Raw genomic sequence first — 18,559 nt, forward strand, 5'->3', positions numbered from 1 at the left:
GACGTTCAGATTTCCAGGCCCTGTCGGATCATCTCGCGCAACAGCGGCAGCGTGATCGGACGTTTGCGTTCGAGCGAGGCGGCGTCGAGCGCGTCGAGCACCCGGCGCAGGCTGGCGAGGTCGCGGCGGCCGTGGCGCAGCAGGAAATCGACCACCTCGTCGGCCAGGCGCAGGCCGCGGCGCTCGGCGAGGGTGGTAAGGATGGTGGCGCGGGCGTCGTCGTCGAGAGGCTGCACCTCGAAGACCAGGCTCTGCCCGATGCGGGTGCGCAGATCCTCGCGCAGCACCAGCCCGAGCGGCGCCGACGGCCCGGACAGGAGCAGCGACTGGCGGTTGCCGCGGGCGCGATTGAAGGCGTTGAACAGGGCGATCTGGGCGTCGGCGGACAGCTGCTCGACATCGTCTACCGCGAGCAGGGCGCCGTCCGTTTCCGGGAGGCTATCGTCCACGTCGGTGGCGGCGAACAGGTGGGTGGGACGGCCGGCCGCGCGCGCCATGCCCAGGGTGGCGCGCAACAGGTGGCTGCGGCCGCTGCCCGGGCCGCCCCACAGGTAGATGTGGCGCGCCGGGAGCTGGGCTGCAGTGGCGGGCGAGGCCTGCAGCGACAGCGCCGCCACCAGCTCGGCGTTGGCGCCGGCGACGAAGTTTTCCAGTGTCGGCGGCGTATCGGGGCGGATGTCGAGGACGAGCTGCTTCATCGCGAGGAGGCGTCCTTCGTTGCGCCCGGCGCTTCGCTCCCCAGGTAAACCGGGCTGGCGAACCAGGCGTGGCGCACTTCGCGCAAGCCCACGAGCAGTGCCGCGCTCACCGGCAGCGCCACCAGCACGCCGACGAAGCCGAACAGCTGGCCGAAGGCCATCAGCGCGAAGATGACTGCCAGCGGATGCAGGCCGATCCGTTCGCCGACCAGGTAGGGCGTGAGGAGGAAGCTCTCCAGTAGCTGACCGAGGCCGTACACCGCGGCGACGCCGATCAGCGGCGGCCAGCCTTCGCCTTGCAGCAGCGCGGCCATGATCGCCAGCAGCAGGCCGCCGCCGAAGCCGACATAGGGAATGAACACCAGCAGGCCGGTGAGTACCCCCACCGGCAAGGCGAACTTCAGCCCGGCGAGCCACAGCCCGAGGCTGTAGAACAGGGCCAGCAACAGCATCACCGACAGCTGGCCGCGGAGGAATTCGGACATCACCGAGTCGATGTCGCCGAGGATGCGCACCGTGCGTGCGAGCCAGGGGCGGGGGACGATGCGCTCCAGTTCGGCGAGGATGCGCGGCCATTCCTGCAGCAGGTAGAACATCACCAGCGGGATCAGGAACAGGTTGACGACGAAGCCGACCAGCGCCATCCCGCCCGTCTTGAGATGGCCGATCAGCACCGGCAGGATGTCCTGGGCGCTGCTCCAGTTGTCGGCGAGCAGCTGGCGGAACTGGGCGGCGTCGAGCTGCAGCTCGATTCCCAGCCGCGCCTGCAGCAGTGGCGACACCTGGGCGTTGAACATTTCGATCAGGTCGGGCAGGCGGTTCACCAGCAGCACGCCCTCGCGATACACCATCGGCAGCAGGATCAGCGCCAGCGTCACCAGCGCGAGACCGGCCGCGATGATCACCAGCAGCACGGCGAACGCACGCGGCACGCGCCGGGCCACCATCCAGTTCACCGCCGGGTCGCAGATGTAGGCGAACACCGCGGCGATCACGAACGGGGCGAGGATCGGCCCCAGGGCCCAGAACAGTCCGATCAGCGCGAGGCCCGCCGCGGTCCAGGCCAGGGTTTGCAGACGATCGGCGCGGGGATGGCTCATTTCTAGTAAAATCGCGGACTTGGTGCGGGGCATCCTACCCGCAAAACCCGTAAATGTAGCCACTTGGCGTCGCGGTCTCAAGTTCGATCCGCCGCCGGGCGGCGCCAGCCCAGCATCCTGCAAGCCCAAAGGAACGATCTTGAGCGCACACCATCCCGCCCCTCCCGCCGAGCCCCAGGCCTCCCTTTCCTACCGCGACGCCGGCGTGGACATCGATGCCGGCGACGCCCTGGTCGATCGCATCAAGCCGCTCGCCAAGCGCACCCTGCGTCCCGAAGTGCTCGGCGGCATCGGCGGCTTCGGCGCGTTGTTCGAGCTGTCCAAGAAGTACAAGGAACCGGTGCTGGTGTCCGGCACCGACGGCGTCGGCACCAAGCTCAAGCTCGCCTTCCAGTTGAACAAGCATGACACCGTCGGCCAGGACCTGGTGGCGATGAGCGTCAACGACATCCTCGTGCAGGGTGCCGAGCCGCTGTTCTTTCTCGACTACTTCGCCTGCGGCAAGCTCGACGTCGACACCGCCGCCGACGTCGTCAAGGGCATCGCCCACGGCTGCGAGCTGGCCGGCTGCGCGCTGATCGGTGGCGAGACCGCGGAGATGCCCGGCATGTACCCGGCGGGCGAATACGATCTCGCCGGCTTCGCCGTCGGCGCGGTGGAGAAGGCCGACATCATCGACGGCAGCCGCATCGTGCCGGGTGACGTGGTGCTGGGGCTGGCCTCCAGCGGCGCGCACTCGAACGGCTACTCGCTGATCCGCAAGATCGCCGAGCGCGCCAAGGTCGATTTCGACGCCCCGTTCCATGGCCGCGCCTTCCGCGACGTGGTGATGGCGCCGACCCGGATCTACGTCAAGCCGCTGCTGGCACTGATGCAGGCGATGCCGGGCACGATCAAGGGCATGGCCCACATCACCGGCGGCGGCATCACCGAAAACGTGCCGCGCATCCTGCGCGACGAACTCGTCGCCCGCATCGACGGCGGCGCATGGACGCTGCCGCCGCTGTTCCAGTGGCTGCAGATGGCGGGCAACGTCGACGGCGACGAGATGCTGCGTGTGTTCAACTGCGGCATCGGCATGGTGGTGGTGGTCTCGGCCGAAGATGTCGATACCGCGGCCGAAAAACTCACTGCAGCGGGCGAGACGGTGTACCGCATCGGCCGCATCGACAGCCGCCGGGAAGGCGAGGCGCAGACCATCGTCGAGTGACGGATGGTGCGCCCGCTGGCGCTTGACCGCCGGTCGCAGCGGCAATGATTTTCCGTCTGGCCGCCGATCTCGTTCTGCTGCTGCACCTGGCGTTCATCGTCTTCGTGCTCACCGGCGGGCTGCTTGCCCTGCGCTGGCGGTGGGCGCCGTTGCTGCATCTTCCCGCGGCCGCCTGGGGGGTGTTCATCGAGCTCAGTGGGCGGATCTGCCCGCTCACTCCACTGGAAAACCTGCTGCGCGCCCAGGCGGGCCAGGCCGGTTATGCAGGGGGCTTCATCGAGCACTACCTGCTGAGGCTGATCTATCCAGATGACATGACTCAGGGCGTCCAGGCCGTACTCGCCGGGGTCGTGTTGGGTGTCAATGCCGGCGTGTATGCGTGGGTGTGGCGGCGGCGGAGCAGATGAAACCGGCGAGTTTCCGGCTGTTTGTATTGCCCCTGCATGGCCGTGGATGACTTGCGGCGGGGTTTGCATGTGCGGGCGCGTTCGCCCGTGTCGAGGACACGAGAAAAAGCCCGGCACCAGTGAAGGTGGCCGGGCTTTTTTGCTGGTGGGCCCCTGGGAGTCGAACCCAGCACCAACGGATTATGAGTCCCAGAAAATGCGATCTACTGGCCCATAGACACAGATAGAAAAATAGGCTTAGAAGGCAGAAATAACAAGGGTTTCAGCCAGTTTTAAGGCGGACGTGATCGGGTTGCGGAATAGACAAAAATGGACGAATATCAGCTTTATTCGTTCCCCAGTCGTTCCCCGAGGATCCAGTCATGCCCCGCCAGCGTCTCACCCTCCCGCGCATCGCTGCCTTCAAGCCTGAGAAGGAGAGCTTCCTTTGGGACGAGGACATGCCGCGCCTCGCGGTGCGTGCGCGTCCGTCGGGCTCGAGGGCGTTCGTCTTCAAAGGGACGCTGCACTACAAGGACATCCGCGTCACCATCGGTAGCACTGACACCTGGACCATCGAGGCTGCGCGCGACGAGGCCCGGCGCTATCAGCGGTGGATCGACGAGGGGAAAGACCCTCGTGATGAGCTCAAGGCCGCGGTGGACGCACGAACCGCTGAGGAGGCTAGCCGCGTAGCTGCCGTCGAGGAAGCTGCGCGCGAGGCGGAGCAGAGGAGTAGGCCCGCCATCGAAGCATGGGGCCACTACCTCGAAGCGCGCCGCGCGAAGTGGAGCGCCTCGCACCTGCGCGACCACGAGCGCTTGGCCCAGCCCGGCGGCGACCCGATCACCCGCGGCAAGAAGACCACCGAGGACGGCACCACCCAGCCGGGACTGTTGCGCCCGTTGCTGATGCGCCCGCTGGTTGAGATCGACGCGGCGCTTGTGCAGTCTTGGCTCAAGGATCAGACCGCCAAGCGCCCGACGCAGGCCGCGCTCGCGTTCCGCCTGCTGCGTGCCTTCCTTAACTGGGCCGCCGAGGATGAGCGTTACCAGGCCATCGCCAGCCCGCAGGCCCACGCCACCAAGAAGGTGCGCGAGGAGCTCCCCAAGCGCACGGCGAAGGACGACTGTCTGCAGCGCGAGCAGCTTCGGCCTTGGTTCGAGAAGGTGCGCGCGATCAAGAACCCCGTCATCGCCGCATATCTGCAGGGTGCGCTCTTGACTGGCGCCCGTCGCGAGGAGCTCGCCGCGCTGCGCTGGGAGGATGTCGACTTTCAATGGAACACGCTGCGCATCCGCGACAAGGTCGAAGGCGAGCGGGTCATTCCGCTGACGCCCTACGTCGCCCAGCTGCTGCGCGACCTCAAGCGCAGGAACGACACCCCGCCGGCCGAGTGGCGGATCTTGCACGGCAAGCGCATCAAGAACGACCTCGAGGGGTGGGCGCCGGGTCCGTGGGTGTTCGCCAGTCCGCGCGCCGAGGTGGGGTATCTGCAAGAGCCACGCATCCAGCACCAGGCCGCATGCCGGGAGGCGGGTATCGATGGGCTGACGATCCACGGTCTGCGCCGATCGTTTGGTAGCCTGGCCGAGTGGGTGGAGGTGCCCACAGGAGTGGTGGCGCAGATCATGGGCCACAAGCCGAGCGCGACCGCGGAGAAGCACTATCGCCGGCGCCCGCTCGACCTGCTGCGCAAGTGGCACACGGCCATCGAAGTGTGGATCCTGGAGGAGGCGGGTATTGAGGTTGGCGGTGCGGTTGAAGCGCCGGCCCTCGTGGCTGTCGGTGTAGGAAAGTGAGCCGAACTCACTTTGCATTCAATAGGTTGCGTGGTCTATGTCAAACGTTATAGACTGAGGTCACTGGGGGCCATCGACAGCGCCCAGCCGTCGGGCCGGGACACATGCGAAGGACGCGCAGTTCCGACTACCGGCTCGAGTAAGCACGTAGGTTTGCGGCGGCCGTCCTGGCGCCTACGTCACGACTTTCCTGTCAGCCTCTGCGCACCGTTCGCCGCGCAGGTAGCAGGTAGAGCGTAGAGCGTGCACGCCCGGCTCATCATCGGTAGCCGCGGCACCGGCGGACTCCTCTTGGAGTCCCTACCATGTCCCAAGCAGTTCAATCCGCCCCGACCGAGAAGCGTCGCGAGGGCACCGCGTTGCCGCATCGTTGCTACACGACCGGGCAGCTTGCCGATATTCGTAACGTCCTGCCGGCGTCGATTCGCACCTCCGTTTGGCGGCGCGGCCACTTCATGAACATCGTCCCGATCAAGACCGGATCCGGGAAAAGCGCGCGGCTGCTCTGGCCAGCGGCGCAGGTCGATGCACTCCTTCCGCCGGAGCTCGCGGGCGAGGTGGCCGCATGAGCCCGCACCTCAACCCGGCCCCCACAAAAGAAAACGCCCGGACGGTTGGGGGACCGATCCGGGCAGCACAGGTGAGAGCCACTCACTACGATGGAAGTTTAGCACGTTCGCAGCAGAACGGCGCACGTTGGCTGCCCAATCCAGTAAGTTGCGCGGGGCAGCTGCTGCTCGAGCTGATCGAGCGTGCCGCCGCCGCCGACGATCGGGGCGTGACGCCGCGCGATTTCTACCGATCGGCTTGGTCGCAACGCGAGGCCGCGTATGTCCACCGGCTGCGCCGCGGCGGCTGGACCATCGAGACCGAGCTGCGCGAGGCATCGAACCGCTTCGAGAAGGTCAAGCACGCCGCCTATTTTCTGGTGCTCGACGTGGACCCCGATGGGGTCGAGTTGCAGCAGTGGATCGCGATGGCGCGCGAGGTTCGGTCATGAAGCGCCCAACGTTGAACTTCCCGAAGGGCGCTGGCCTGGGACGCGATTCCGACCCGATGAAGCGCTTTCTCGACCTTGATGTCGCAATGGCGACGGCAAGTCGTCCGCAGCGTCGCGAGATCCTCCGCATGCTCAAGCTCGATGTGAAGGCGGGGAAGCCTGGCGCGGCTGAGGCGCTGGCTGATGCGCAGCAGATGGCCGAGCTGCGGCGTCTTGTTGCCCAGTTCAGACGCGAGGTGCTGTCATGAACGCGATGACGAGCCCCGAGCGGCTGGTGCCCGAGGGCGGCACGATGGCGTTGTGTCCGATCTGCGACCATCCGGAGCCCTGCGGCTGCGCGGTCGAGCAAGCCCCAAGGAACCCACTCCCCACCATCGTGCCTCGCCGCGGCCTGCAGCGCCCGCGGTCCTCTGCACCGTGGGCTACGATCAACTACTCGCAGTTCTACTGCAAGAGCGAGAAGGCGGCCGCGTTGGTCCGCAAGCGTGTCACGCTCGACGAAAACGGTGACCTCAAGAGCCTGGATGTCATAGGTTACCCTGGCGGAACCGCCGTGCACCGCCGCAAGACGCTCGCCGATTTCGGGCGGGAGATTGAACGCGCTGCGCCGCCGAGTCCATTGCATGCGTTCTACGTCGCAGGCGTGTCGCCCGAGTGCGAGATCGGCAAGGCGCTGCCGATGGGTGGTGGGGGTGCCCGCTCCAGGGAAGGCAGCGGCCGGACCAAGGAAGGCTATCCGTTCCCGGATCAGGATGCGCTGCTGACGGTCGACTCGGATTCGCTGGCATCTTGGCCGATCCTCGAAACGATCGAAGACGTCGTCGACGTGCTCGCCCAGTTGGGACTTGATGTCGACTGCGTCGCCGCTACGAGCGGTTCGTCAGGCCTGAAGTGGCCAAAAGGTGAGCGCGGGCTGCGAGGCCTGCACACCTTCTACTCCATCGACAAGGGCGCCGAGATCCCGCGCGTGCTTGAGACCTTGCACGTCCGCGCCTGGCTGGCCGGGTACGGGCGCATCCTCGTCTGCAAAAACGGGGTGCTACTCCCCCGCTCGATCGTCGATCCCACGCTGAAGACTCAGAACCAACCGATCTTCGAGTTCGGCGCGATCCTGCTCGACAACCGCATCGCGCAGACGCGGGAGGTGCGAGGGTTTCGCAGTCTGTCGGGTGTGCTCCAGGTCAAGGCTGACAGCATCGCGCCACTGACTGACGAAGAGCGGGCCGAATACGCCCGCCGCGTCGATGAGGAAAAGGCCAAGCTGAAACCCGAGGCTGATGCGGTCGCTGCGGCATGGGCGGAGGAGATGACCAAGCACCTGCCAGAGGCTGAACGCCCGGCGGAAAGAGAGCGGAGACTCGCGCAACGCGAGAAGCAGCACCGCGACCTGCGCCCCCACTCCATCGTGCACCTCAACGACAACAGCGAAGTGACTGTTGCGGAGATTCTCGCCGACCGGGACAAGTGGCACGGGAAGGCTATACGCGACCCGGACGAACCCGAATATGGCACCAGCAAGGCGACGATCGTCACGAAGGGGCAGAAGGACGGGCGGGCGAAGATTCTGTCCAGGGCCCACGGCATCGACGTTACCTATTACCTCGAGGCGCGGCCGGGCGGGCTCGACCTGGACCTCTTCGATGCCGATCTGTTCGACGACGAAGGCAACGCGTGCAAACTTGAGCCTTTTCCGAGTCCGACTGAGTCTGAGCGCCCATGCTACATCACGCTCGACGACTGGACCGAAACGCCGGGGTTGCCACCGAGTGAATTTTTGCCCGAAGGAGCTCCACCGCAGAAGCGGCGGCCGGGGCTTTGGCTGTTCCGTAACCACCGCACACGCGACGCCATCGTACCGGTCGATGACTGGATCTGTGACCCGCTGCACATCGACGCCCAGACCTACGACGGCGCTGGCAACAATTTCGGCCGCCTTCTGCGCTTCAGGACGACCGCCGGGAAGTGGCGCACCTGGGCGCTGCCGATGGAGTTGGTGGGTGGTGATCCTGCTGCGCTCATGAGCGCGCTTCTTGGCATGGGCCTGGGTACGGATGGCACGCGGAACGGGAAACAGCGGATCGTCGAATATCTGACGAGCGCTAGACCGACTCGGCACGTTCGATGCGTTCCGCAAACCGGCTGGACGGGTGACACGTTCGTGCTACCTGACCGGAACATCGGGCCAAAGGCGGATGACACGGTTCTCCAGTCCGAGTACATCCACGGCCTGACCGAGATGCATGGCACTGCCGGGAGTTTCGACGGCTGGCGTGAGGGTATTTCGTTGGCGGCAGTGGGCAACCCGCTGTTGGTGCTCGCGCTGTCGGTGGCCTTCGCGGGTCCGCTGCTTTCGCGCACGTACAGTGATAGCGGCGGCATCCATTTCATGGGTGAATCAAGCACTGGAAAAACGACGATCCTGCAGGCTGCTTGTTCCGTCTGGGGCGGGAAGCAGTTCAAGCGCACATGGCTTGCCACGGCGAACGGGTTGGAAGGCGTCGCTGCGATGTCGAACGACTGCTTGCTCGCGCTCGATGAGATTTCGCAGTGTGAGCCACACCATATCGGCGCCGTGATCTACATGATCGGCAACGAGACCGGCAAGCAGCGTGCGAACAAGAGCGGTGCAGCTCGCACGCCCACGCGCCACAAGATCGCTGTTATCTCGACCGGAGAGCGCACGATCACGGATGCAATGCTTGAGGGCGGGAAGCGTTCCAAGGCGGGGCAGGGCGTCCGGCTGATCGACGTTCTGGTGGGCGCCCGTTTTGGATGCTTCGATGAGCTTCACGGCCACGGCTCGAGTAAGGAACTCGTCGACGCCATCGCGGTGACAGCTTCGCAGCACTACGGGCATGCCGGCCGCAGGTTCCTCGAGTCACTCGTGAGCGAAGAGCGAGACCTCGTGGAGCGGCTCGCCGAGATTCGAGCACTACCGGAGTTCAACCCAGACAACGCCGATGGTCAGTGTTCGCGTGTTGCGTCGCGCTTTGCGCTGTTCGCCCTCGCTGGCGAACTCGCGACCGAGTACGGAGTTACGGGTTGGGCGACGGGCACCGCCACACAGGCGGCCGTCCAAGCGTTCAAGGCTTGGCACGCGCCCCGCGGCAAGGGTAGTGCAGAAAAGCAGCAAGCATTCCGCGCGATCCTGGCGTTTCTCGAGCGACACGGTGACGCTCGATTCTCTGACGTCACCAAAACCGAAGGACGGGGGCCTGTGGTACGCGACCGTGCCGGCTGGTTCCGGAATGTCGAAGTCGGCGGCGCGCAAGAACTCGAGCGTGAGCACCTTTTCAACGGGGAGGGTATTCGCGAGGCGCTCGCGGGCCTGGACTTCAACAGCTCTATCCGCGCATTGAGCGACGCCGGCGTGCTGCCGCCTGCCGACAAGGACGGGAAGCACACCAAGGTGGTGAAGATCGGGGGAGAGCCCAAGCGTGTGTATCCGGTGCTGCAGCGCAAGCTCGAGGCCGCACTCGAAGGTATGAGGGATGGTGCTGAGGTGCGGGAGTACGACCCTTTTGCCGATGGCTGATGTGCGGTGCTTCTCCCACCCCGGGCCGGCCGCGTGCCCGGCTTTTGTTGCTCTCGCCCGCCGGTTACCCCGGAGTTCTGCAGGGGTAACCGGCGGGGTAACCGGAGAACCCCAGCAACGGCGCGGGTTCCAGGGTCGAGTTACCCCGCTTACCCCGGTTACCCCGGTTACCCGAGAAAACGAGAATGTTGGAGAGAAAAGCACGAAAGGGCAGGACGAAAAAATAGTGAGGCTTTTTGCTCGATGGTCGGGGGGGCTCTCGTGAATCTTATTTTTAAGAGGTAACTAAGGTAACCAGGTAACCAGATAGAAGAAACTCAGCAACGGCGAGGGTTTCAGCCTCACAGCGGCGGTTACCCCAAGGTTACCCCGCGCTCAGGTTGGGGTAACCACACACGCCATCGAGAACCCACCGCGGCGAAATTCCTTTTCACCGAATTTCACGCCACCCGCGACCACGCTCGAGCGCACCATGCGCAAACCCTGGAGCGCGCTCCCCTTTATCGGGCAGCACCACGCCACACAGCACGCCCCTGAGCACGATCACCAGGCGCTGCAGCACCCTAGACATACCCCAGCGATTCCCCACACAACCCCGTGCCGATCCCGTGGCGCCCGGCCGCATCGGCGACACGCTGCAGCAGGTTGGTAATTCAAGTAACCATCGGCGTGTGGTTGCCGAGAGTCCGGCTGCCAAAGCGCAGGACTTCAATACATGTCCGTCATCAAAGGTTTTTCATTACCATTGCTCTGCCATATCACGGGGGAACGGAATGGAACTGCTTTTCATCATCGCGCTTGCCGCTGCGATTGCGCTCTGGCTCCTGAAGGGACGCGCAGAAGCGCGAGCCCGCGCCCTCGATAAACAGGCCGGCGAGTTGAAGTGGGCGCTGGCCAAAGCTGAAGAGGAGCATGATCGAACGAAGCGGGAGAGCGAACTCCGGAGCCAAGACAACGCCAGGTTGCAGCGGCGCGTTGAGGAACTGGACGCGCGCAATGCTTCGCTCGAGTCCGACGTGGCACTGCTCTCGCAGTTCCGGCCGATTGCAGATGCGCAAGCCGAGGCACAGAGAATTTTGGGCGAAGCGCGTGAGCAGGTGCGAGCGTCAAGTCAGGTAGCAAAGGAAAAGCAGGAACAGGCCGAGATTCGCCTCGTCGCTGCAGCGAACGAAGCCGCGCGGATCATCGAGGCTGCGAAGAAGCGCGCGGAGGAGATTGCCGGCGAGGCCTACGGCATCAAGAATCGTGCGGATGAACTCGCCGATGCGGCCACGGCCATGCAGAACATCATCAAGGGCTACGGAGACCAATACATCGTTCCCACCTACAGCTTGCTTGACGAGTTGGCCGAGGAGTTCGGGCACACGGAGGCGGGCGCAGCGCTGAAGCAAGCACGGGACACGACTCGTGCCTTGCTCAAGGCTGGGCAGGCCGCGACATGCAACTACGTCGAGGACTACCGCCGCTCGATCGCCATCAACTTCGTGATCGACGCCTTCAACGGAAAGGTCGACTCCATCCTCGCGCGTGGCAAGAGCGACAACTACGGGAAACTGGCTCAGGAAGTCCGGGACGCGTACGCGTTGGTCAATCACAACGGTCGCGCGTTTCGTGATGCAAAGGTCACTCCGGAGTATCTCGAATCGAGACTGGCAGAGCTGAAGTGGGCGTCCGTCGCCCGAGCGCTGAAGGAGCAAGAGCGCGAGGAGCAGCGCCAGATCCGCGAGCAGATGCGCGAGGAAGAGAAGGCCCGGCGAGAGTATGAGCGTGCGATGAAGGAGGCGGCGCGCGAGGAAGAAATGATCCGCAAGGCGATGGAGAAGGTGCAGCAGCAGGTTGCAACGGCCAACGAGGCACAGCGGGCAGCGTACGAAGCCAAACTAGCTGAACTGCACGAGAAGCTCGTCGCAGCAGAGGAAAAGAATCAGCGCGCTCTGTCGATGGCCCAGCAGACGCGGACAGGACACGTGTACATCATCTCGAACATCGGATCGTTCGGCGAAGAGGTATTCAAGATCGGGATGACGAGACGCCTGGAACCCAAAGACCGAATTCGTGAGCTTGGTGACGCCAGCGTTCCCTTCGAGTTCGATATTCACGCCATGCTCTACAGCGAAGATGCACCCGGCCTTGAGCGCAAGCTGCATCGCCATTTCCTGCGCCAGCAGATGAATAAGGTGAATCCCCGCAAGGAGTTCTTCCGGGTGAGTCTTTCGGACATTCGCCGCGAGGTCGAGACTATGGGGCTCTCAGCGCACTGGACAATGACTGCCGACGCCCACGACTACCGCGAGACTCTCCGCATCGAGCAAGAGATGCGCGAGAACCCCGACGTTGCGCGTGAATGGACCAGTCACCAGATGGAGTACGAACCGGAGATGGAGGCGGACGCGGACGAAGTTGCGGTTGCCTGATACGGCACCCCAGCGCACGGCTATGGCACGTACGCAGGCGCGCGCTCCACGGCGTAGGTCTTCCGGACCACACCCAGCGCACGCGAGCCGACGACGCACGCCTGCACCCATGTTCGGCGGCCGTCCGGCAACCGTCGGATGTGACCCCGGCGCAGGTGTTCGCGTGGTCCGTCCCGCTCGCCTCTCGGCGCACCGATCGCGTGCGCCACGTCGCCGAGTCTCGTTCTCCTGTTAGGTCGAGCGGCGCAGCATCGCCTTCAACGACTCGTACATAGGCAACTCCGCCTCGTCTGCAGATGATGAGCTTGTCGCCGTTGGCGGCAGCATTCGGCGACTCATGGAGTCGATACTGCGCTCCAAAGATTCGGCCCAGTCCTTCGATGACAGCGGCGGCAGACCGCGTGAGGCCCGTTCAGCGTTGGTTTCCAGAAGGAGGGTCAGGCAGACCTTGCGGGGAGAAGACTGGGGCATTCTCGGGCTCGTGGTTATTGGCGATGGAGATACCGTCGAGGTCTTACTGTCGGCGATCAAGATCGATGTCATGAATAGTCTTGGGCGTCGGTGAGCGACTGCGCGTTGAGCTGGGCTCGCCGCTCCCGCCAGTCCGGCATGTGGGTGTCGAGCGCTTCGATGAAGCGCTCGCCGTGCGATGCATCCACCAGATGCAGCAGTTCGTGCAGCACCATGCACTCGATGCACCCGGACGGCACCTTCACCAGCGCAAGGTTAAACTGAAGCCGCAGCGCACGCGGGTTGCAGCTGCCCGATTTCCTCTTCAGCCAGCAGATGCGCCACGGCGGCGCGTCGAGCCCGATTGCTACTCCATTCGGATACCATGGCTAGTGCCAAAGAGGTTGGAGAAAGCTGATGCTACCGGATCGTAATCGATCGACGCTTGAAAGGGCTCTTAAAGAGTTCGACCAGAATCTTCGACATCAAGCCGCGTGGAAAAACTGGGATCAGAAGAAGAGCCAGCTCTACGCGATCGACCATGGCGGGCAACTCTACCCGCCGAAGCAGATTGTCTCGCTTGCGACTGGTGTTTCCGTTCGCTTGTTCTCTGGGGGACGACCGACGAACGGCTACCTGGAGAGTCGGGGGTTCTCGATCATCACGCTAGATCACGGTGAGTTTCCGGCGCCGGCTGAGCTGCCGTCGTTTGAGGTCGGGCGTTCGTACAAGCGCAGCACGGAGATAACTGGACGTTTTGGCGGAAGTGCGCAGAGTGGTATTGCTCCGTCGAGCCAGGCTCCTGCTGTGTTCCTGTTTACCGGCGACTCCGGTGAGCAGTTTGGCTACTCAGATCGTATCGATGATGCCTCCGGTGTTCTTTTCTACACGGGGGAAGGGCAGCAAGGGGACATGGAGATGACCCGCGGAAACGCTGCAATCGCCAATCACGCTTCAGACGGAAGGGCGCTTCACGTTTTTCGGACGCAGGGAAAAGGCAAGGCCTGTGTCTACCTCGGTGAGTACTGCTACGGTTCTCATGTCATAGAGCGAGGTCTGGATCGAAACGGCAATGAGAGGAATATCCTCGTTTTCAGGCTGCTTCCTGTCGCGACGACCTCGGATGTCGAAGCAGCCGGGCTCCTGGCTGGGCCCGAAGCCGATGGCGAAGACATTCCGCTACCTGAGGAATCCCTCGAGGATCTGCGTAGGAGGGCCGTCGAGGCAACTTCTGCTCGGCCGCAGGGGCGCGACCCGAAACTGGCCCTCCGCGCAATCTATGACCGCAGCGTCCTCGTCAAGAATTACGTGTTGAGGCGCTCGGCCGGCTTCTGTGAGTTGTGCGATCAGGAGGCGCCTTTCCTGCGAAAGAGCGCGGGTACTCCGTACCTCGAACCCCATCACATAAATCGTCTTTCTGATGGCGGTCTTGATCATCCACGGTATGTTGCCGCCTTGTGTCCAAACTGCCATCGCCGGATCCACTTTGGAGTTGATGGCTCTAAACTGAACAACAGCTTACGCCACCGGGTCGCAGCGCTTGAGGCAGGTATGGAGCCGTAACCGCGCACCGGTGGTGCGTGCCTAACGTCCTGCTTCAGCAGTATCTTCTCGGCCTGCCCCCCCCTGAACTAATACGTAGGGAGCTTTGCCGGGCCACATCTGGCTGGGGGCTCCAAGTTGGCGCTGGGGGTTAGCAATGGCGGTTGATCCACAGCATCGTCATCACCCGCCCTAACCACCGCCCGGCGGCATCGTTCGGGTCGGCTGCGTAACAGTTGGTCCCGCTCGATGAGAGGCCAGGCATTCCGCCAGGATGAACGTAGTCGCGCACGATCACGTCGGGGAGTGCATAGAGCTCGCCGAGGAGCAGGTCACGCAGAGTGTAGTCAGCGCCGACGCTTGCAATGGCCTCGTCGAAACCGTCATCGGTCGCATCCTGGTTGCAGGACTGTAGCTCGCGCAATAGTGCATCGAGCTCGGCACCTGCACCCGTAGTCTTCCCCCACTCCAAGTACGCGCGCTTGAGTACGGCCCACGCGAGTGACATCCCACTCTCCCACACCCCATCGATTACGCCCCGAACATCCGCGTCGTCGCTGCAGGTTGCTGCGACCAAGTGCTTGCTACAGTAGTCCTCGCGGCAGATTGGGCAAGCCGATGACTCGAGCTCCTGATCGTTGAAGTCGTCGAGTCTGGCCTCGTCACCGATGCGTTCTTCCTCCTCTTCGCCTCGCGCATGGACATCGCGCTTCTTTTCGCTCATGCCACCTGCTCCCACGGCAGTTCAACGTCCGTGCGCCCGAAGTGCCCATAGCTCGCCGTCTGCGCATAGATCGGCCGTTCGAGCCCCAGCGACTCGATGATTCCCCTCGGCGTGAGCCGGAAGCGCTCGCGCACCACCGCCTCGAGTTCCTCGTCCGGCCGCGTGCCCGTGCCGTAGGTATCGACCATCACCGACACCGGTTCCACGACGCCGATCGCGTAGGCGAGCTGCACCAGGCAGCGCCGCGCCAACCCTCCAGCCACCAGACTCTTGGCGATGTGCCGCGCCATGTAGGCCGCCGAGCGGTCGACCTTGCTCGGGTCCTTGCCCGAGAAGGCGCCACCGCCGTGCGGGCAGGCGCCGCCGTAGGTATCGACGATGATCTTGCGGCCGGTGAGCCCGGTGTCGCCCTTGGGGCCTCCGACGGTGAAGCGGCCGGTGGGGTTGATCAGGGCCTCGAAGCCCGGGCTGCGCAGCTCTGCCGGCACGACCGGGTCGATGATGTGGCGCAGCACCTCGGCGCGCAGCGTGTCGGTGTCGATGGACTCGGCGTGCTGGGTGGAGAGCACCACCTTCTCGACCGCGACCGGCCGGCCGCTCTCGTAGCGCACCGTGACCTGGCTCTTGGCGTCGGGCCGCAGCCAGGGCAGGTCGCCTGACTTGCGCAGCGCAGCCTGCCGGCGCACGAGCCGGTGGGCGAGGCTGATTGCCAGCGGCATCAGTTCGGGCGTCTCGTCGCAGGCATAGCCGAACATCAGCCCCTGGTCGCCGGCGCCGAGCTCGCCGTCGGCCCGGTCTACGCCCTGGCCGATCTCGCTCGACTGGTGGTTGAAGGCGATGCGGATCTCGCAGCGGCGCGGGTCGATGCCGGTGGCGGCGTCGGTGTAGCCGATGTCGGCGAGCGTCTTGCGCACGATGCGCTCGGCTGCCGCCTCGATGTCGCGGAAGATGGCCTCGTCGCGTGTCTTGAACTCGCCGGCGACCACGACGTACTGATCGGCAAGGAGGGTCTCGCAGGCGACGCGGGCGCTGGGGTCGCGAGCGAGAAAGGCGTCGAGGATGCGGTCGGAGATCTGGTCGGCGACCTTGTCGGGGTGGCCTTCGGAGACGGATTCGGAGGTGAGGAGATAGTTCTGGTTCGTCATGGCGTGCTCGATGCGGGGATGGTGCGGCACCGGGGACTGGCGCCGCACCGGTAGGTCAGGTGGTGGTCTGGGCGGTCTTGCGGGCGTCGGCAGCCGGGGCGCGCAGCGTGAGCAGCCAGGCGTCGAGCTTTTCGCGGGCGCGCTCGGCGTCCTCGTCGAGCACCTCGGGCGGGATCGGTTTGAGCCAGTCGTCGGGGTGTTCGACGCGCGAGTTGTTCGTTACCCGCTCTGGGGACACGCGCCCGCCGCGTTCGACCATCCAGAGACCCGGGCCCACTGGCGCGATGAGCCAGCACCACTTGCCGTAGCTCTCACTGAACTCGACGGACCCGAGGATCCTGACGAATCGGCCGATGTTGGACGCGCACTCCGGGGCGTCGTAAAGGACGACCGCGATGTCGCCCGCTTTGCAGCGCAAAGTCATGGTGTTGCTCCTTTTTTAGCGGCTTTGCCGATGTGGCGGGGGCCGCAAGCTGGATCAAATCCCCCCTGGCCCTGACTGCGCCGAGCCGGCACGGGCCAATGCCGGCAGGTGTCCGATCACACGACCGGCTTGCGGTCGTAGCGCACGATGTCTTCGCCGTCATAGACGAAGCGGATCGTCCAGCCGCGCTCGGCAGCGATGCGGTTGGCCTCCTCGACCCCGGTATGCAACTCGGCGGCGTAGTAGCTGCTGCCGGGGCAGTCGCCCTCGATCACGACGATTCCGAGCGCCTCCATCAGCTCCGGGTCTTCGCGCAGGAATCGGTCGTAGGCCGCACCCTGGGCGTCGCCAGTCTTGTAGTAGTGCTCCCACTCCTGGCAGGGGTTGGGCGCTTCGGAGAGCCAGTCGTCGATGATCCAGCGGATGTTGGTGCGATCTGTCCCGCTGGCCTGCTGGCACCACTCGAGCCACTCGTCCTCGACCCGCTCATCGAGCGTTTCCTCATCGAGCTCGGGCTCCTCCTCGAGCAGGTACTCGCGGTAGAGGTCCTTGACCGGCTCGGACAGGCACCAGTTGTTTTCGATCATCGAGATATCGACGTCGCTGGCGTCGCCGAAGCCATAGGCCTCATAGCGCGTGGTCGGCTCCTCGAAGTTGGCGTACCAGAGCGTGCGAAATTCGCCGACCTCGAACAGATCCCAGGTCTTCGCGGCTTCGGTCCAGGCCGTGTCGACCTCGGAATCGGACGCGGTGGCCAGATCCAGGGGCAGGGCGATCGAGGCGCCGAACGAGGCCAGCGCCTTGAGGAAAGTGCGGCGATCCATGGCGGTCTCCTTTCTCAAGCTGCAGCGGTGCCGACCGAGGTGCGGATGAGCGCTTCAGCGGCAGCCAGGATGGCCGTGAGTTCGTCGTCCGCCGGCGTTGCCGCAGCGCCGTCACGGCGCCACTGCCACTGCTGGCCGGACTGCTCGACGTGGTAGCCGTACTTGGAGAGGTAGAGCCGGATCAGTCGCTGAACGGCCTTGATTGCTTTGTCGCGGGACATGTTCGCCTCCAGAACAGAAGCGCCCTCTTTAGCGGTATGCGTTTAACGTCCCCCGCAAGTGGGGCTAAATCAGGGACGGGATGCCGTTGCGGCATGGGTGAAAGACTACCGGGCGGACCGAGCCGAAGGGAGAAATTCCCCGCAAACTACGCTCGGCAGCGCCCGGGTGGGTGGCGATGCGCTAGCGCGAGAGGACGATGTCCGACTCGTGCCGGGCCGCCTCGGCGTTGGCCTTGGCGAGCGCTGCCTGCCACTCGCGGAAGAAGCGTTCGCCGAGCAGGTGACGGGCGAGCACCGCGCGGAGGTAATCGGAGAGCGGTTGCTTTGCGGCGTCGGCCAGGTCCTGCAACTCGAGCTTGAGCCGCGCAGGCAGGAAGAGCTTGAGATCCTCCGTGGCCTTGCCCAGGTGGCGGGCGTTGATCTCTCGGGGTGTCGGCCCTTCTTCGGTGGTGCTGCGGCGGACGGATCGCATGATCTCGGCTTTCTCCAGTTCCTTGAGCCGCGCGCTCATTCGACGCTTCAGATGTGCGAGTTCCACCCGACCGAACACGTGCTCGAAGAGAATCCAGCGCAGCACGTCGGGGCGGCTCGCGTCGTGCTGGTCGCAGAGCACATCGATGGCAGCGACCAGCTTCTCGGGAAGCCAAAGCTTGATCGACACCGCATTGGTGCTGAAGTCCTCCGCCTCGAGTGCGCTGGGGCTGATCTCGCTGACGTCGCCCAGGAAACGGGAGCCACGGGTTGCATAAGGCCACATGATGATTTTCTCCTCGTGTGACCGGGCTCAACGCCAGCCGAGCCAACTTGGGCGGATCGGCAGGGGCTCGCTCGAAGCTTGGCGCAGAGGCGTGCTTGTCTGCGCATGCGGGAAGGGATTAGGGACGAACTTGCCGAGCGCCTCGCGCTGGCTGGGGGTCAGGCGCCGGTCGCCCGTGGGTTGCGTGCTGATCATGGTGATGCTCCTCGCCCCCTGTTGAGCCGGCGTGACCGGCCTCGCGGGGGCGAAGAGGCGGTGACGCTTTAGCCGGTATTTGTCATCCGCCCCGGCAAGTTGTCGTTAATGCCGGCGGTTGGGCGCTGGGCG

20 protein-coding genes are annotated in these 18,559 nt (G+C 64.6%); 9 read left to right on the forward strand and 11 right to left on the reverse strand.

Features of this window, described 5'->3' with window-relative positions; all coding sequences use genetic code 11:
• Nucleotides 1–5: 5 nt before the first annotated feature.
• The gene (gene hda / locus Tchl_RS09865) at nucleotides 6–698 is read right to left on the reverse strand and encodes a DnaA regulatory inactivator Hda (protein ID WP_075148246.1); all 693 of its coding nucleotides are present in this window, start codon (nucleotides 696–698) and stop codon (nucleotides 6–8) included.
• Entirely contained in the window at nucleotides 695–1,798 is a 1,104-nt protein-coding gene (locus tag Tchl_RS09870) for an AI-2E family transporter (RefSeq protein ID WP_075148247.1), read from the reverse strand. The genes hda and Tchl_RS09870 overlap by 4 nt, the downstream gene beginning before the upstream one ends.
• 139 nt (nucleotides 1,799–1,937) lie before the next feature.
• On the opposite strand from Tchl_RS09870, the gene purM reads away from it, so the two are divergent.
• The 8 genes from purM (at nucleotide 1,938) to Tchl_RS09910 (ending at nucleotide 12,145) form a co-directional block, all read left to right on the forward strand.
• A complete protein-coding gene (gene purM, locus Tchl_RS09875) occupies nucleotides 1,938–3,008 on the forward strand; it encodes a phosphoribosylformylglycinamidine cyclo-ligase (RefSeq protein ID WP_075148248.1) in 1,071 nt (356 codons plus the stop codon).
• Between the two features lie 44 nt (nucleotides 3,009–3,052).
• On the forward strand, nucleotides 3,053–3,415 hold the full coding sequence (locus Tchl_RS09880; protein ID WP_075148249.1) for a DUF2784 domain-containing protein: 363 nt from the start codon (nucleotides 3,053–3,055) through the stop codon (nucleotides 3,413–3,415).
• Between the two features lie 362 nt (nucleotides 3,416–3,777).
• The gene (locus tag Tchl_RS09885; RefSeq protein WP_075148250.1) at nucleotides 3,778–5,196 is read left to right on the forward strand and encodes a tyrosine-type recombinase/integrase; all 1,419 of its coding nucleotides are present in this window, start codon (nucleotides 3,778–3,780) and stop codon (nucleotides 5,194–5,196) included.
• Between the two features lie 305 nt (nucleotides 5,197–5,501).
• Nucleotides 5,502–5,765, forward strand: coding sequence for a hypothetical protein (locus Tchl_RS18155; protein WP_075148251.1), 264 nt, complete (start codon nucleotides 5,502–5,504; stop codon nucleotides 5,763–5,765).
• Nucleotides 5,766–5,836: 71 nt separating this feature from the next.
• Nucleotides 5,837–6,196: a winged helix domain-containing protein gene (locus Tchl_RS17750; RefSeq protein WP_146060730.1), complete on the forward strand. Its 360-nt coding sequence runs from the start codon at nucleotides 5,837–5,839 to the stop codon at nucleotides 6,194–6,196.
• Nucleotides 6,193–6,444 carry a hypothetical protein gene (locus Tchl_RS09900; protein ID WP_075148253.1) on the forward strand — a complete coding sequence of 84 codons (252 nt, stop codon included), beginning with the start codon at nucleotides 6,193–6,195 and terminating at the stop codon, nucleotides 6,442–6,444. The genes Tchl_RS17750 and Tchl_RS09900 overlap by 4 nt, the downstream gene beginning before the upstream one ends.
• Nucleotides 6,441–9,731 (forward strand): DUF927 domain-containing protein, encoded by a 3,291-nt coding sequence (locus Tchl_RS09905; protein WP_103893753.1) that lies wholly within the window; start codon nucleotides 6,441–6,443, stop codon nucleotides 9,729–9,731. Before Tchl_RS09900 ends, Tchl_RS09905 begins: the two co-directional genes overlap by 4 nt.
• Before the next feature lie 773 nt (nucleotides 9,732–10,504).
• Entirely contained in the window at nucleotides 10,505–12,145 is a 1,641-nt protein-coding gene (locus tag Tchl_RS09910; protein ID WP_075148254.1) for a DUF4041 domain-containing protein, read from the forward strand.
• Nucleotides 12,146–12,376: 231 nt separating this feature from the next.
• Here the strand turns inward: Tchl_RS09910 and Tchl_RS09915 are convergent, their stop codons facing one another.
• Both Tchl_RS09915 and Tchl_RS09920 read right to left on the reverse strand, forming a co-directional pair.
• Nucleotides 12,377–12,616: a spore germination YkwD domain-containing protein gene (locus tag Tchl_RS09915; protein WP_075148255.1), complete on the reverse strand. Its 240-nt coding sequence runs from the start codon at nucleotides 12,614–12,616 to the stop codon at nucleotides 12,377–12,379.
• Nucleotides 12,617–12,684: 68 nt separating this feature from the next.
• On the reverse strand, nucleotides 12,685–12,960 hold the full coding sequence (locus Tchl_RS09920) for a M48 metallopeptidase family protein (RefSeq protein WP_083945211.1): 276 nt from the start codon (nucleotides 12,958–12,960) through the stop codon (nucleotides 12,685–12,687).
• Between the two features lie 52 nt (nucleotides 12,961–13,012).
• Between Tchl_RS09920 and Tchl_RS09925 the strand changes: the two genes are divergently transcribed.
• Nucleotides 13,013–14,158: an HNH endonuclease gene (locus Tchl_RS09925; RefSeq protein ID WP_083945212.1), complete on the forward strand. Its 1,146-nt coding sequence runs from the start codon at nucleotides 13,013–13,015 to the stop codon at nucleotides 14,156–14,158.
• Between the two features lie 130 nt (nucleotides 14,159–14,288).
• Here the strand turns inward: Tchl_RS09925 and Tchl_RS09930 are convergent, their stop codons facing one another.
• The 7 genes from Tchl_RS09930 to Tchl_RS17970 form a co-directional block, all read right to left on the reverse strand.
• Nucleotides 14,289–14,861, reverse strand: a complete 573-nt coding sequence (locus tag Tchl_RS09930; protein ID WP_075148257.1) for a hypothetical protein — start codon at nucleotides 14,859–14,861, stop codon at nucleotides 14,289–14,291.
• Complete coding sequence (gene metK / locus Tchl_RS09935; RefSeq protein WP_075148258.1) at nucleotides 14,858–16,006, reverse strand: methionine adenosyltransferase; 1,149 nt, start codon at nucleotides 16,004–16,006, stop codon at nucleotides 14,858–14,860. Before metK ends, Tchl_RS09930 begins: the two co-directional genes overlap by 4 nt.
• Nucleotides 16,007–16,061: 55 nt before the next feature.
• The gene (locus Tchl_RS09940; RefSeq protein WP_075148259.1) at nucleotides 16,062–16,430 is read right to left on the reverse strand and encodes a hypothetical protein; all 369 of its coding nucleotides are present in this window, start codon (nucleotides 16,428–16,430) and stop codon (nucleotides 16,062–16,064) included.
• 116 nt (nucleotides 16,431–16,546) lie between these two features.
• The gene (locus Tchl_RS09945; RefSeq protein WP_075148260.1) at nucleotides 16,547–17,254 is read right to left on the reverse strand and encodes a hypothetical protein; all 708 of its coding nucleotides are present in this window, start codon (nucleotides 17,252–17,254) and stop codon (nucleotides 16,547–16,549) included.
• A gap of 14 nt (nucleotides 17,255–17,268) precedes the next feature.
• Nucleotides 17,269–17,475, reverse strand: a complete 207-nt coding sequence (locus tag Tchl_RS09950; protein WP_075148261.1) for a hypothetical protein — start codon at nucleotides 17,473–17,475, stop codon at nucleotides 17,269–17,271.
• A 181-nt stretch (nucleotides 17,476–17,656) separates the two neighbouring features.
• On the reverse strand, nucleotides 17,657–18,232 hold the full coding sequence (locus Tchl_RS09955) for a hypothetical protein (protein ID WP_075148262.1): 576 nt from the start codon (nucleotides 18,230–18,232) through the stop codon (nucleotides 17,657–17,659).
• 27 nt (nucleotides 18,233–18,259) lie between these two features.
• Nucleotides 18,260–18,427: a hypothetical protein gene (locus tag Tchl_RS17970; protein ID WP_198158938.1), complete on the reverse strand. Its 168-nt coding sequence runs from the start codon at nucleotides 18,425–18,427 to the stop codon at nucleotides 18,260–18,262.
• Nucleotides 18,428–18,559: the final 132 nt, after the last annotated feature.

Source organism: Thauera chlorobenzoica, assembly GCF_001922305.1.
GTDB lineage: Bacteria > Pseudomonadota > Gammaproteobacteria > Burkholderiales > Rhodocyclaceae > Thauera > Thauera chlorobenzoica.

What these genes read in the sequence shown, in the direction of transcription:
- hda (WP_075148246.1), bottom strand. Translation starts at nt 698, where the DNA reads ATGAAGCAGCTCGTCCTCGACATCCGCCCCGATACGCCGCCGACACTG.
- Tchl_RS09870 (WP_075148247.1), bottom strand. Translation starts at nt 1,798, where the DNA reads ATGAGCCATCCCCGCGCCGATCGTCTGCAAACCCTGGCCTGGACCGCG.
- Tchl_RS09880 (WP_075148249.1), top strand. Translation starts at nt 3,053, where the DNA reads ATGATTTTCCGTCTGGCCGCCGATCTCGTTCTGCTGCTGCACCTGGCG.
- Tchl_RS09885 (WP_075148250.1), top strand. Translation starts at nt 3,778, where the DNA reads ATGCCCCGCCAGCGTCTCACCCTCCCGCGCATCGCTGCCTTCAAGCCT.
- Tchl_RS18155 (WP_075148251.1), top strand. Translation starts at nt 5,502, where the DNA reads ATGTCCCAAGCAGTTCAATCCGCCCCGACCGAGAAGCGTCGCGAGGGC.
- Tchl_RS09900 (WP_075148253.1), top strand. Translation starts at nt 6,193, where the DNA reads ATGAAGCGCCCAACGTTGAACTTCCCGAAGGGCGCTGGCCTGGGACGC.
- Tchl_RS09905 (WP_103893753.1), top strand. Translation starts at nt 6,441, where the DNA reads ATGAACGCGATGACGAGCCCCGAGCGGCTGGTGCCCGAGGGCGGCACG.
- Tchl_RS09910 (WP_075148254.1), top strand. Translation starts at nt 10,505, where the DNA reads ATGGAACTGCTTTTCATCATCGCGCTTGCCGCTGCGATTGCGCTCTGG.
- Tchl_RS09915 (WP_075148255.1), bottom strand. Translation starts at nt 12,616, where the DNA reads ATGCCCCAGTCTTCTCCCCGCAAGGTCTGCCTGACCCTCCTTCTGGAA.
- Tchl_RS09925 (WP_083945212.1), top strand. Translation starts at nt 13,013, where the DNA reads ATGCTACCGGATCGTAATCGATCGACGCTTGAAAGGGCTCTTAAAGAG.
- Tchl_RS09930 (WP_075148257.1), bottom strand. Translation starts at nt 14,861, where the DNA reads ATGAGCGAAAAGAAGCGCGATGTCCATGCGCGAGGCGAAGAGGAGGAA.
- metK (WP_075148258.1), bottom strand. Translation starts at nt 16,006, where the DNA reads ATGACGAACCAGAACTATCTCCTCACCTCCGAATCCGTCTCCGAAGGC.
- Tchl_RS09940 (WP_075148259.1), bottom strand. Translation starts at nt 16,430, where the DNA reads ATGACTTTGCGCTGCAAAGCGGGCGACATCGCGGTCGTCCTTTACGAC.
- Tchl_RS09945 (WP_075148260.1), bottom strand. Translation starts at nt 17,254, where the DNA reads ATGGATCGCCGCACTTTCCTCAAGGCGCTGGCCTCGTTCGGCGCCTCG.
- Tchl_RS09950 (WP_075148261.1), bottom strand. Translation starts at nt 17,475, where the DNA reads ATGTCCCGCGACAAAGCAATCAAGGCCGTTCAGCGACTGATCCGGCTC.
- Tchl_RS09955 (WP_075148262.1), bottom strand. Translation starts at nt 18,232, where the DNA reads ATGTGGCCTTATGCAACCCGTGGCTCCCGTTTCCTGGGCGACGTCAGC.
- Tchl_RS17970 (WP_198158938.1), bottom strand. Translation starts at nt 18,427, where the DNA reads ATGATCAGCACGCAACCCACGGGCGACCGGCGCCTGACCCCCAGCCAG.